This window comes from Shewanella sp. MF05956, assembly GCF_059758055.1.
The window spans coordinates 1-13,052 of record NZ_JCAYNV010000002.1 but is presented as its reverse complement, the minus strand read 5'-3'; the positions used below and the strand labels follow the sequence as shown (position 1 = coordinate 13,052).

Annotated in this window: 15 protein-coding genes; all 15 read left to right on the top strand. The window is 38.7% G+C overall.

Features of this window, described 5'->3' with window-relative positions; all coding sequences use genetic code 11:
• Nucleotides 1-9: 9 nt before the first annotated feature.
• Complete coding sequence (locus AC19MX_RS01975; RefSeq protein WP_432405591.1) at nt 10-837, top strand: GNAT family N-acetyltransferase; 828 nt, start codon at nt 10-12, stop codon at nt 835-837.
• On the top strand, nt 837-1,991 hold the full coding sequence (gene neuC, locus AC19MX_RS01970; RefSeq protein WP_432405594.1) for a UDP-N-acetylglucosamine 2-epimerase: 1,155 nt from the start codon (nt 837-839) through the stop codon (nt 1,989-1,991). The genes AC19MX_RS01975 and neuC overlap by 1 nt, the downstream gene beginning before the upstream one ends.
• Nucleotides 1,981-2,658 carry a PIG-L deacetylase family protein gene (locus AC19MX_RS01965; protein ID WP_432405596.1) on the top strand — a complete coding sequence of 226 codons (678 nt, stop codon included), beginning with the start codon at nt 1,981-1,983 and terminating at the stop codon, nt 2,656-2,658. Before neuC ends, AC19MX_RS01965 begins: the two co-directional genes overlap by 11 nt.
• The gene (neuB, locus tag AC19MX_RS01960) at nt 2,655-3,737 is read left to right on the top strand and encodes an N-acetylneuraminate synthase (protein ID WP_432405599.1); all 1,083 of its coding nucleotides are present in this window, start codon (nt 2,655-2,657) and stop codon (nt 3,735-3,737) included. Before AC19MX_RS01965 ends, neuB begins: the two co-directional genes overlap by 4 nt.
• The gene (locus tag AC19MX_RS01955) at nt 3,730-4,377 is read left to right on the top strand and encodes an acetyltransferase (RefSeq protein ID WP_498296438.1); all 648 of its coding nucleotides are present in this window, start codon (nt 3,730-3,732) and stop codon (nt 4,375-4,377) included. Before neuB ends, AC19MX_RS01955 begins: the two co-directional genes overlap by 8 nt.
• A complete protein-coding gene (locus AC19MX_RS01950) occupies nt 4,374-5,432 on the top strand; it encodes a nucleotidyltransferase family protein (RefSeq protein ID WP_432405605.1) in 1,059 nt (352 codons plus the stop codon). The genes AC19MX_RS01955 and AC19MX_RS01950 overlap by 4 nt, the downstream gene beginning before the upstream one ends.
• The gene (locus tag AC19MX_RS01945) at nt 5,429-6,409 is read left to right on the top strand and encodes a Gfo/Idh/MocA family protein (protein WP_432405609.1); all 981 of its coding nucleotides are present in this window, start codon (nt 5,429-5,431) and stop codon (nt 6,407-6,409) included. The genes AC19MX_RS01950 and AC19MX_RS01945 overlap by 4 nt, the downstream gene beginning before the upstream one ends.
• Nucleotides 6,406-7,110, top strand: a complete 705-nt coding sequence (locus tag AC19MX_RS01940) for an acylneuraminate cytidylyltransferase family protein (RefSeq protein ID WP_432405614.1) — start codon at nt 6,406-6,408, stop codon at nt 7,108-7,110. Before AC19MX_RS01945 ends, AC19MX_RS01940 begins: the two co-directional genes overlap by 4 nt.
• 3 nt (nt 7,111-7,113) lie before the next feature.
• Nucleotides 7,114-7,863, top strand: coding sequence for an oxidoreductase (locus AC19MX_RS01935; protein ID WP_432405617.1), 750 nt, complete (start codon nt 7,114-7,116; stop codon nt 7,861-7,863).
• Nucleotides 7,864-8,006: 143 nt separating this feature from the next.
• Complete coding sequence (locus tag AC19MX_RS01930) at nt 8,007-8,414, top strand: acyltransferase (RefSeq protein ID WP_498296436.1); 408 nt, start codon at nt 8,007-8,009, stop codon at nt 8,412-8,414.
• A gap of 91 nt (nt 8,415-8,505) precedes the next feature.
• Nucleotides 8,506-10,983 carry a 6-hydroxymethylpterin diphosphokinase MptE-like protein gene (locus AC19MX_RS01925; protein WP_432405623.1) on the top strand — a complete coding sequence of 826 codons (2,478 nt, stop codon included), beginning with the start codon at nt 8,506-8,508 and terminating at the stop codon, nt 10,981-10,983.
• A gap of 249 nt (nt 10,984-11,232) precedes the next feature.
• Nucleotides 11,233-11,562, top strand: a complete 330-nt coding sequence (tnpA, locus tag AC19MX_RS01920) for an IS66 family insertion sequence element accessory protein TnpA (RefSeq protein WP_432405627.1) — start codon at nt 11,233-11,235, stop codon at nt 11,560-11,562.
• 165 nt (nt 11,563-11,727) lie between these two features.
• Nucleotides 11,728-12,057, top strand: a complete 330-nt coding sequence (tnpA, locus tag AC19MX_RS01915; RefSeq protein ID WP_498296434.1) for an IS66 family insertion sequence element accessory protein TnpA — start codon at nt 11,728-11,730, stop codon at nt 12,055-12,057.
• A complete protein-coding gene (gene tnpB, locus AC19MX_RS01910; RefSeq protein ID WP_498296432.1) occupies nt 12,051-12,398 on the top strand; it encodes an IS66 family insertion sequence element accessory protein TnpB in 348 nt (115 codons plus the stop codon). Before tnpA (AC19MX_RS01915) ends, tnpB begins: the two co-directional genes overlap by 7 nt.
• 83 nt (nt 12,399-12,481) lie before the next feature.
• The coding region (locus tag AC19MX_RS01905; RefSeq protein WP_498296430.1) for a transposase at nt 12,482-13,052 on the top strand (571 nt) is incomplete at its 3' end.

Below are 13,052 nucleotides of genomic sequence, written 5' to 3'. Positions count from 1 at the left end.
GTAGAAAAAATGATGAGTCATGATTTTAAAATTATTGATGTCACCGACAAAGATGAATTGATCAATTATTATGATGCCATTGCTGAGTTGTTTTTGGAGTCTTTCGAAAAACCTTTGTCAAAAGAGTTATGGCAATGGGCTTATTTAGATAATCCATTTGGTGATCCTATAGTGTCGATGGCTTTTGATGGTAAAAAGTTGATTGGTCATTATGCAGTTGTCCCGATGAATTTAGAGTCTGAAAGTGGATCTGTTTTGGGCTTTTTATCCATGACCACAATGGTGGGAGTCAATTACCGAAAACACGGACTGTTTCAAGAGTTAGCTGAGCGTGTATATGACTATATTCAAGCATTTAATCAACCAGCAATGGTATTTGGTTTTCCCAATGAAAATTCGACACCTGGATTTATAAGGCGACTACAGTGGGTCATTTCGGATGAATACCGAGTGATGCAAATTACTAAACCATCAATTGATTTTGCTACCGAAAAACTTGCCCGAGTGAAAACAGCTGATTCTTTAACGCTAAATATGGAAAAGCAGTATATTAGATACTGGAGAACCCATAAACCTAATCAGCAATGGAATTATATCAATGGATTAGGAGTGAAACCTTTGGAGGGTGTTTCAGATATAATGCACTTAGGTGCAGGAGGAAGTTTGCACGATTTATCATTTGAACAAGATTACAATATTATTTTACCTATCCAAGAAGATGACATGTTACCTGAAGGCGTGAATACTTCATTTCCGTACCGCTTTGGGTATCGAACTTTTAATTTGGCAACCGCGCCAAATATCTTTGTACAGATGTCGATGTCGGATATATTTTGATGAAAATTTTAGCGCTGACGTCTATTCGGTCTGATTATGATTTGTTAAGTCCTTTATATGCTCGACTACATAATGATGTTGATATTGAATTGAAATTATTAGTTGGTGGCACACATAACTCGGCAGTACATGACTATACGGTTAATGATATTCATCGTGATGGTTTTGATGTGCTTCTTGAGATTGATAGTTTAATTAATAGTGATACGGCTAAATCTAGACTTAAAAGCGCATCCATTTTATTGTTATCGGCTGTCGATGCTGTTGCCGCTTTTTCGCCAGATTTAATTATTTATGCCGGTGATAGAGAAGATGTCATGGTTGGGGCATTACTGGGTGGTTATTTATCTATTCCTACCTTGCATTTTTATGGTGGAGACCATGCTAGTGATGGTTATATAGACAATCCTATCCGTCATGCTGTAAGTAAGTTATCAACGGTGCACTTTGTCAGTACAGCTTTGCACAAAGCACGTTTATTGGCGTTAAAAGAGCCTTCAAATCGAATTTTTGATGTGGGAAGTATTGCACTTGATAAGTTTAAAAATATTGTACCGATCGCGGGTATAAAAGATCTCATTGCGGGTAGAATTGTCGACAAACCTGCTGCGTTGGTTATTTTTCACCCTATAAAAGATGAAATAATAGAAGCCCTTGATATTATCACTAACATGCTAATGACTTTGATAAAAAATGGTTATCATTGTTTTATCGGCTCGCCAAATAGTGATCCTGGCAACGCTATAATTATTTCAACATTGTCAGGTTTAGCGGCCAAATACTCTGAAATAACACTATATGGAAATTTACCTCGAGGTCAGTTTCTTAATCTTTTTAGTGCATGCAATATCATTGTGGGTAATTCATCAGCGGGTTTGCTTGAATCTGCGAGTATCCCAATACCTTGTTTAAATGTCGGGTTACGCCAAAGAGGGCGAGATTGTTCGGATAATGTTTTGTTTGTGGACACATCAATAGAGGCTATTCAAGCTGGATTAAATGAAATCGCTTCAGCTGAGTTCACTGTGAAAATGGAGCGTGTTATTAATATTTATGGTGATGGCCATTCAGCGGATAAAGCCCATAATCTCATAAAATCAATAGATTTTAAATCGCTTCTGAATAAACCTGAGGACCCTTTATATGTTGAATAAAAGCGTTTTAGTAGTTGCTCCTCATGCGGATGACGAATCGCTTGGCTGTGGTGGAACTTTATTAAAGCACAAACAAAATGGTGATGAAATTCATTGGCTAATCGTAACTCAGATGTCCTCTGTTTGCGGTTATTCAGAAGAAGTGATACTAACGCGGCAAGATGAAGTGTTGGCAGTTACTCAGCAATATGGTTTTAAATCGGTCCATCAATTATCATTTTCGCCAGCATTATTAGACACAGAATCAAAAAGCAATTTAGTTGATGTTTTTTCTGCAGTAATGACTCAAGTAAAGCCGCAAATAGTCTATACCCCATTTCGAAATGATGTTCACAGTGACCATGAAGTGGTATTTGATGTTGTTGCTTCGACTACTAAATCTTTTAGATACCCTTTCATTGAAAAAATATTAGCTTATGAAACTTTGTCTGAAACTGATTTCAATATCAAGCCAGGGAATACAATGTTTAGCCCTAATATATTTGTGGATATCTCTGCTTATGTGGAAGAGAAAATATCAATTTTGAAACTGTATAAATCTGAGATTGATGAATTTCCATTTCCGCGAAGTATAAAGGCTATTAAGTCTTTGGGACACATAAGGGGTGTACAAGCTGGTTGTGATTCAGCAGAAGCGTTTATGTTGCTAAAAGAGATTATAAAATGAAGCCAGTATTAGTCATAGCAGAAGCAGGTGTTAATCATAATGGCTCACTTAAAATGGCTTTTAAGCTCGTTGATGTGGCTGTTGATGCTGGTGCTGATATTGTAAAGTTTCAAACATTTAAAGCGAAAAACCTAGTGACCGCTGATGCATGTAAAGCTCAATATCAAATAGAGGCTACCGGTAATCAAGAGTCGCAGTTAGCTATGTTAAAGCGCCTTGAATTAAGTTACGACGCTCACCATCAATTACTTGAATATTGCGCTTCAAAAAATATTGAATTTTTATCAACAGCATTTGATTCAGAAAGCTTAGCGTTTTTAGTCGATGAAATTAAAGTTAAGCGATTGAAAATTCCATCAGGTGAATTAACCAATAGTCCGTTTGTGTTAGAGCATGCTCGTACAGGATTAGATATTATTTTATCAACTGGCATGGCTACGTTAGAAGAAGTCAGAAACACCTTAGCAGTCATTGCTTTTGGTTATATAGCTCCACTTGATAGTCAACCTTCATTGGCAGACTTTGAGCTGGCTTTTCAATCTAATGTGGGTCAACAAGTACTATCCGAAAAAGTGACCATTTTACATTGCACCACAGAATATCCTGCACCGTTTGATGAAATTAATTTAAATGCCATGGATACATTGAAACGCAGTTTCGGTTTGCCTGTTGGTTATTCAGATCACAGCCAGGGGATTACTATTCCGATTGCGGCAGTGGCTAAAGAGGCTGTGGTTATTGAAAAACACTTTACGCTAGATTGCTCCTTACCTGGTCCAGATCATCGTGCCTCTATCGAACCTTTGCAATTAAAAATGATGGTGGAATCGATCAGGCAAGTTGAAAAAGCCTTAGGTAACGGTGTAAAAAATCCCACTATTTCGGAAGCTAAAAATATAACTATTGCCCGAAAAAGTATTGTGGCACAAACCGATATAAAAAAAGGAGAACCTTTTAATGTCAGTAATTTGACAATAAAAAGGCCCGGAAGTGGTATGTCTCCGGATATATTTTGGCAGCTTACTTCTGGCCAAGTTGCATCAAAATGCTATCAGTCAGGGGATTTAATCGATGAATAAGCCATTAATCATGATTGGTTCTGGTGGCCACGCAAGCGTATTAATGGATTTACTCCAGCTTAACGGGTGTAATGTTATTGCATATATTTCACCTGATAAAAATAATAATCAGCTGTTTGAATCAATACAGTACTCAAGTGATGATGGCGATATAAGTCAATTTAATCCCGATGATGTGCTTTTGGTGAATGGGCTGGGTAGTTTACCTAAACAAAATAACCGAGAAAAAGTGGCGGCATTTTTCTCTAAATTAGGTTTTAGTTTTGCAACGGTTATATCACCACACGCGATTGTATCTTCATCTGCATATTTGGCACAGGGTGTGCAAGTTATGTCTGGAGCCATTATCCAAACGGGTGCGTATATTGGTGAAAACAGTATTATTAATACCGGTGCTATAATTGAGCACGACTGTAATGTTGGTGCGAATAACCATATTGCACCTCGCGCGACACTTTGCGGCAATGTAACTACACAAGATGATGTTCATATAGGCGTGCATGCCTGTATTATACAGGGTGTTGATATTGGTAAAAATGTCATTGTTGGCGCTGGTGCTACAGTCACAAAAAATATTGAAGATAAAGCCATTGTTTATGGGCACAGAGCATTAATCATAAAAAGGAATGAAATGTTATGAAAAAGCATTGGAAAGATGTTGCTTTAGCACCTAAACAGTCTATTCGTGATGCTTTAGAAATCATTAACCTTCATGCTCTGCAAGTTGCTTTGGTTGTCGATGACAATGATCAACTGCAAGGTGTTGTTACAGACGGTGATATAAGACGAGCTTTATTAAACAACCTTACTCTTGACCAGTCTGTGGCTCTCGTAATGAACCGCAATCCAATTATTGCGACGTTTGATACGCCCAAGCAAAAACTCATCCGCTTAATGGAGCAAAAAAGTATTTTAGCTATTCCATTGATTAAAGCTGGAAAAGTGGCAGGTCTTCAAACCTTAAAACAGGTGTTGAATCAACCTTACTATGATAATCCTGTGCTTATTATGGCGGGTGGCTTTGGCATGCGTTTACGTCCATTAACAGATAACTGCCCTAAGCCAATGCTAAAAGTAGGTAATAAACCGCTTTTAGAAATGACGATTCTTAATTTTGCTAAAGCTGGGTTTGTGAATTTTTATATTTCAACTCACTTCATGCCTGACCAGATTAAAGACTATTTTGGTGATGGCAGCCGACTCAACGTCAATATTACCTATATCCATGAAGATGAACCGTTAGGCACTGGTGGAGCATTAGGCTTACTGCCTGATGATATTCCTGCGTTGCCGCTTATTATGATGAATGGTGATGTATTAACAAAAGTTGATTTTCAGCGTTTACTGGATTTTCATAATGAAAATGAAGCTCATGCGACTATGTGCGTGAGAGAATACGAATATCAAATTCCTTATGGTGTGATTAATGGCAAAGGTAATACTGTTGTGAGTATGGAAGAGAAGCCAACTCAACGCTTTTTTGTCAATGCAGGTATCTATGTCGTCTCACCAGAGATAATCAAACAAGTGAGTGTCAATCAAGTGATTGATATGCCGACCCTGTTGGACAATAAGATTCAAACGGGCGGTAATGTGTTAATGTTCCCATTGCATGAGTATTGGTTAGATATCGGTCGGTTAGATGATTTTAATCGTGCTCAAGCGGATATATGCGCATTAGGAATGAGTGAATGATTTCCGCTGTAGTGATCGGCTTGGGTGGCATTGCCACTCGGCACCGAAAAAATATAAAACAGCTCTTACCAGGGGTAAAAGTTTATAGCTTGTCTGCCAGTGGCAGAAGCATCACTCTGCCGATAGAGTATGCTGATGCTGTTTTATCGAGTATGAGTGAGGTTATTCTGCTAAATCCTGACTTTGTCATTATTGCTTCACCATCTTCGTTACACTCTCAGCATGCTATTCCGTTAGTTGAAGCTAATATTCCGATATTAGTTGAAAAACCTATCGCCGCGACAACGGCTCAAGCTAATGCTTTGGTCGTGGCTTTTGTAGAACATCGCACCCCCGTTGCCATTGGTTATTGTTTACGTTTTATGCCCGCAGCATTAAAGCTTAAAGCCATCATCGACAGTAATTTGCTGGGTGACATTTATCATTGCGCTTGTAACGTTGGACAATACTTACCAGATTGGCGCCCCAGTATAAATTATTTATCTACAGTATCTGCCAACGCAGAGTTAGGTGGCGGGGTATTATTAGAGCTCAGTCATGAGTTGGACTACTTACAATGGATATTGGGTGATCTGCAATTTGAACATGCAATATTACGTAGTTCAAATGAGCTTAATTTAAATGTTGAAGAGATAGCTGATTTAACTTTATCTACGGATTCAGGGATTATATGTCAGCTCCACATGGATTTTTTACAGCGCATACCGCAGCGTAAATGCCAATTCATGGGGCATAAAGGTCGTGTGGAATGGGACTTAGTTGAAAACAGTATCACTGTGTTTAATCTGCAAGGAACGCAATTGATTTATTCAGAACCTACTTGGGATAGGAACATAATGTATCTCGACATGCTTGAGTCATTTATTGCTCAAATTCATAATGATTTAAGCGATAACTCGGCAGTTTCACAAGCAGCTAAAACAATTGCATTAATCGATACTGTGAAAGACCAAGCGTGTTACAGAGGGCGAATATGAAAACATATGGATTTATTTTTGCTCGGGGCGGGTCAAAAGGATTACCCAGAAAGAACATCAAATTATTACACGGTAAGCCACTTATTACTTATTCGATAGAAAGTGCCATTTTGTCGCCAATGATTGATAAGGTTTTTGTATCAACTGAAGATACTGACATTGCTGCTATAGCAACTCAAGCAGGTGCGGAAGTGATTACTCGGCCAGCTGAATTAGCGAGTGATACCAGCCCTGAGTGGCTATCGTGGCAGCATGCCTGCCAGTGGGTAAAAGATAAATATGGTGACTTTGATTATCTAGTGAGTTTACCTGCGACAAGCCCACTGCGAAGTGGCGAAGATATATCTGCTGCAATTGTTGCACTTTTACCCGATTCACCCAATAGTTTACCCACCTTTGATGCTTGTATTTCGGTAACGCCTGCCAATCGTAGCCCATATTTTAATATGGTGGTTAAGTATGAGTCTGGACAGATATCAGTTGTTAATCCATTAGAGGGCAATTTCGCTAGAAGGCAAGATGTACCAGAAGTTTTTGATATGACAACGGTTGTTTATAGCACGACGCCTAAATATGTATTATCGAGTAAAAATTTATTCGATGGCAAGATAACCAGCATTGAAGTGCCAAAAGAGCGCGCAATCGATATTGATGATATTTATGATTTTATGCTGGCGGAAGCCATTTTAAAGAAAGGGTAAAACATGCTGTTTAATAAGCGAGTTTTAGTTTTAGGTGCCGGTGGCTTGTTGGGGAAAGTGGTTGTCGATGCACTTTTAGTCAATAATGCAGCGGTGATTGCGACAGACATTCAAACCGAATCTTTGTTCACTCATTTTACCGCGGATTATGCAGGTAAGCTTGAAATCACATCCCTTGATGTTAATAACGAAGCTAACGTGGTGTCATTTTTTAATGATCAGCAACGTATCGATGGCGTAGTGAACTGCAGTTATCCTCGCAATAAAGATTATGGGAAAAAATTATTTGACGTTAGTTTAGCGAGTTTTAACGATAATGTGTCTATTCATTTAGGTGCTTCTTTTTTGATAATGCAGCAAAGTGCAGCATTATTTTTGCGACAAAACTCCCCGTTATCAATTGTTAATATTTCCTCTATCTATGGTGTTGTAGCCCCCAAGTTTGAGGTGTATGAAAACACCAATATGACTATGCCAGTAGAGTATGCGGCAATTAAGTCGGCTATTTTACATCTGAATAAATACTTTTCGAGTTTTATGCGTGATAGTCGTTTTAGAGTGAATAGTATTAGCCCTGGTGGATTATATGATTCGCAGCCTCAGGCATTTTTAGACAAATACAAACAACTAACGATGGGGGCTGGGATGTTGAATGCGACGGATATGACGGGAGCCATTTCGTTTCTTCTTTCTGAACAATCACAATACATGACTGGTCAGAACTTAATTATAGATGATGGGTTTTCACTCTAAATATGTTGAGTAAATTTAAATTCTGGTTTACAAGCTACCGTATAGGTCCTGATATACCGTTAACGCACTTTCTGCTACATTCAAGACGACTTGGTCATTGGTTATGCCAAAAAAAATTCGCCAAGTTTGATGATGGAAGTGAAATGCGATATGGCAGTTATGCTATTTGTACTCAGCATATCTCGATAGGTAAAAAAGTTATCATTAGGCCATTATCTATGTTGTTTGCTTCAGAACATGGGGATAGTAGCTCCAATATTATTATCGAAGACTATGTCCTAATGGGGTCCGGTGTTCATATTTATACTGCCAATCATTGCTTTTCAGATCCTACTTTAGCGATTTATTTTCAAGGACATGAAAAGGTGAAGCCAGTGAGGATCTCTACAGGAGCTTGGTTGGGAGCCAATTGCATCATTTTACCCGGTGTGACCGTGGGGCGTAATAGTGTTGTCGGAGCTGGGAGTGTTGTAACAAAAGATGTGCCAGATAATGTGGTGGTTGCAGGTCAACCCGCAAAATTGATTAAAATTATAATGCGAGCAGACTAACCGATATTTTATGACTTCACTAGTTGATAGAATCAGTGATACGATTTTGTCAGCATTTAAAACGTTCACGGAATAAGGACATGGGATATTTATGCCGCCAGAAACTGAGATTTTAAATGTATTTGCGATCAGTGCTTTTGATGAGTATTACTTGCCTAGTATTAATCGCTCTATGTTTGAAAAGTTCGATTCTAAAAGCTTATTTGATAAGCAATTCAAGTCTTCTTTCCAAAAAGAAGATACTTTATACATCATCATTGGCTTAGACTCTGGTTTACTGGCTAACTATGTATTATCGATGCCGTTAGCAAAAGGATCTCAATACCTTTTTGTTGAAATTGATGAGGTAATTGAATTACTAAATATTGATATCCCTCCAGAAAAACATCAGGTATCAGTATGTAATTATACAGAGTTTGAGAAAATAATTTATGATGATCGGATCAATATATTTCTCGTTAAAAACCAATATGTCTTGCATCGTTCTTTAGCTGCTTCGGGTGATTATTTATTTCAATATTCTTGTCTTGCTATTAATGTGGAAAAACTAGTCAATGATGCTGTTTTTGAGGTGAGTATTGGTTTTACACAAAGAATATTTTTTAGGCAGCAACTAAAAAATATTTGCGAGAATCATACTCCTGTATCTGTATTAAAAGGTTCGTTTGATAATATGACAGCTATTATCGTAGCTGGAGGTCCATCTTTAGATGAAACTATTAGTTGGATTAAAGATAATCAATCAAAGTTAATTATTTTTGCAGTATCAAGGGTGGCTGGTAAGCTTTATGAAGCGGGAATCATTCCTCATATAATTGTGTCTGTCGACCCAGAAGATTTTAGTTTTGAAGTTAACCGAGGAATGATGAGGCTAGCCGAGAAGTGTCTTTTTGTTAATGCCTATCATGTGAGCTCTAGGTTGTTGTCTCAATGGCAAGGGTATTCTTTGTATATGGGATCACGATTAGCCTGGTCACAAACTGCCGACCGAGATAATATTCAAACAGTAGGCCCAACCGTAACCAATACATCTGTTCACTTAGCTATTAACCTTGGGTTCCAACAGGTGTTATTAACAGGGTCAGATTTTTGTTTTTCGCCAGCAGGTTTTACTCATGCAAAAGGCTCGCTAGAGACGGGCTTGGGACCTAATTTAGGTTTTATTGGTGAATGGGTCCAAACTTATGCTGGTAACTTTGCAGAGACTGTGGTGCAATTGAAAATGGCAGCAGAATCTTTAGCCGATGATGCAGAAAATAATCCGCATGTTTCAATTATAAATTTATCTGAAAATGCCACAAAAATAGACAGTATTCCCCATCGACATTTCCAACATATTGAACTTACGGAATGTGATTTAACTCCGCTGAGTCTGCTTGATAAGATTATTAAACTTAACCCGCAAAAAAAGTTACATGCAGATTATAAAGCCGTATTAATCCAAACTGAACAAGCAAACAAAGTGTTTAATGTTCTAGCTGATAAAGCCAGCAAAGCTTTGGCTAGTATAGAGTCTGTTAATTATGAAGATGCTGAGCTAGAAGCCATATTTGAAGTATCGCAAAAGTTGGAATCTATTGAATTATTTATAAATACCAATTATGCTGACTTTGCTAAATTGATTAAATTCTATGGTTATTACGAGTTTTCAAAGTTTTTGACTACTAAAAAAAGTGAAGATTGGGACCAAAAGCATTTACTTGAAATGTCGAAAGATTATTACTGTGCTTTTAACGATATTGCATCCGATCTTATTCTACAAACAGACAAAACAATCTCAAGAATAAAGTCAAGGTTGCAAGAGCTAGCCCAAAATATCGAGGTAACTAAATTAGCTAAACAGTGGAGGGATGACCACCAACCCGGTAGAGTGTTTGGTTGGTTAAAGATTAAAGAACGACAAGGCTTTATTTTTGAATCAAGCAATTTACAAGTAATTGAATCTTTAAAGTCAGAATATCAGGAACAGTTTGAAAGAAAGCCGACTGTGTATATTGATGTTGTTAAAAGTCAATCTGCGACAAGAAAGGTTTTAGAGAAAATTTTGTATCTGGTTCATACAAAACATGTTGAAGGGCTAAAATATATGGTACGCAATTTAGCGCTTCTCGTTGATACTGATAAGGATACCAATTATTTGTATCATTTAGCTTACTCGAATCAGCTTTTGTTACAGAATAACCCTCGTCAAGCATTGGATGTGTTACAAACTTATAAAGGTTTGCACGATGAATTGTATTTGAAATTAACCTTAAAACTAGCTTTAATTCTTCTAGAATTAGAATTAGCGAGCCAAACACTTGAGAAAATAATTGGATATAGTGAACAGTATATGCCGCAATATGCCCATATACTTCGATTGCAAGGAAAGCTTAATAGCGCTGTTAATGTGTATCTCGATTACCTTGAAAGATTTCCTACAGATGTAGTTACTTGGTTAAAATTAGGTTTATTTATGATTGACGTTAATGAAGTCGACGCTGCTCAAACTGCTTTCTCAAAAGCTCTTTCCTTTGATCCTTCTAACCATGTTGCGAAAGAGTATTTATCTAAAATAAGACAAAAATAAGCTAAGCGTCTGGGCAAGTCCATCTCCAGCAGCGCTTATTAGTTTTCTATATTAACGACTCATACACTGGACCTTAAGCATTAAGGCCTGCAAAAATTCCATCTAACGTTATGTCTTTTCAAGATTTTCTTTGTTGTGACTTTTTTGCGTTTATTGTTATATAGCAGAGTATGCGTCCGGGCAAGTACGTCTTCAACTGCGCTCATTGAGCCTTTATCTTAACGACTGATTATGACATCAGGAGTTAACATGGCTACACGTTCACATGAAGATTGGGCTGATTTGATACAACAGCACCCCGCCAGTGGCTTAACGATTAGCGCTTTTTGCCGACTTCATCAGGTCAGTATCAGTACCTTTTATGCCCGTAAAGCGGATATGGCTAAAACGAGTAGCCCAAAGACTGCGCAGTTTGTTAAGGCAACACTGGCTTCACCGACAGCGATGACAACCCAAGCTCAACCTTCCGCTTCAGCCCAGGCTATCCATTTTCAGCATCATACAGGGCTATGGACTTTCCCCAGTTCCTTACCCCCACGCTACCTGCTTGAGATTATTAAAGGCCTACAAGCATGTTGATGTTTCGTGAGCTTCCCAGTGTTTATCTGCACCGTGAACCGGTGGATTTTCGTAAATCGATAAATGGCTTAGCTGTTATCGTTGTATGCGTCCGGGCAAGTACGTCTTCAACTGCGCTCATCGAGCCTTTATCTTAACGACTAATAATTACAATCAGGAGTTAACATGGCTACACGTTCACATCAAGATTGGGCTGCTTTGATACAACAGCAATCCGCTAGCGGCTTAACGATTTCAAATTTTTGTCGTGTGCACAAGCTTAGTCTTAGTGGGTTTTACGCCCGCAAAGCGGACATGGCTAAAACGGGCACCCAACAGATAGCGCCGTTTGTTAAGGCTACCGTGACATCGCCGACAGCGATGACAACCCAAGCTCAACCTTCCGCTTCAGGGCAGGCTATCCATTTTCAGCATCATACAGGGCTATGGACTTTCCCCAGTTCCTTACCCCCACTCTACCTGCTTGAGATTATTAAAGGCCTACAAGCATGTTGATGTTTCGTGAGCTTCCCAGTGTTTATCTGCACCGTGAACCGGTGGATTTTCGTAAATCGATAAATGGCTTAGCTGTTATCGTTGAGCAGCAATTATCCTTACAGGCCACCGACGGCAGTGTGTTTGTCTTTTGTAATAAAGGCCGTGATAAATTAAAAATCCTCTACTGGGATAACACCGGCTTTGCACTGTGGTACAAACGCCTCGAGCAGGATAAGTTTAAGTGGCCGACGAAAAGTATTGATGAGTGCATGAGTTTATCTGAGCAACAGTTTCATTGGCTGTTATCTGGCTTTGATGTACAGGGACATCAGCCTGTGAACGGCTTGAATTACAGTTAATTGATCGCCATTGAGAAGGCTGTTTTCAATAATTAGATCACTGCTTTAGCCTTATCTAAGGGGATGTTTGGTATAATAATGCCATGAAACTAAACCCTGATAACTTACCCAATGACGTTGATTTACTTAAGCAATTATTGCTTGAGACGTTGGCGGCTAAAGATAATGTTATCGAGTTGAAAGACGTTGAAATCGCCGAACTTAAACACTCTGTGCAGCGTTTGCTTGAACAATTTCGCTTAGCCCAGCAACAGCGTTTTGGGGCGAGCAGTGAAAGTCATGACTATCAAGGTGAGTTGTTTAACGAAGCTGAAGTCACAGTTGATGAGCTTGCTGAGTTAGCAACCGATGCAGACGAGTCTGTTTCTCCTAAAAAACAGGCTAAGCGTAAATTACTGCCTAAAGACCTGCCACGTGAAATCATTATCCATGACATCAGTGATGAAGATAAGCAGTGTGAGTGCTGTGGCCATCAGCTGGCATTAATGGGGAAAGACAGCAGTGAGAAGCTTAAGTTTATTCCGGCGCAAATCAGTGTGATTGAGCACGTTAGATTAAAATACAGCTGCAAGCATTGTGAAACAAAAGGAACCCAGGCCAATATCAAACAAGCGCCCGTGCCAGTCAGTCCTATCCCTAAAAGCGTGGCGACGC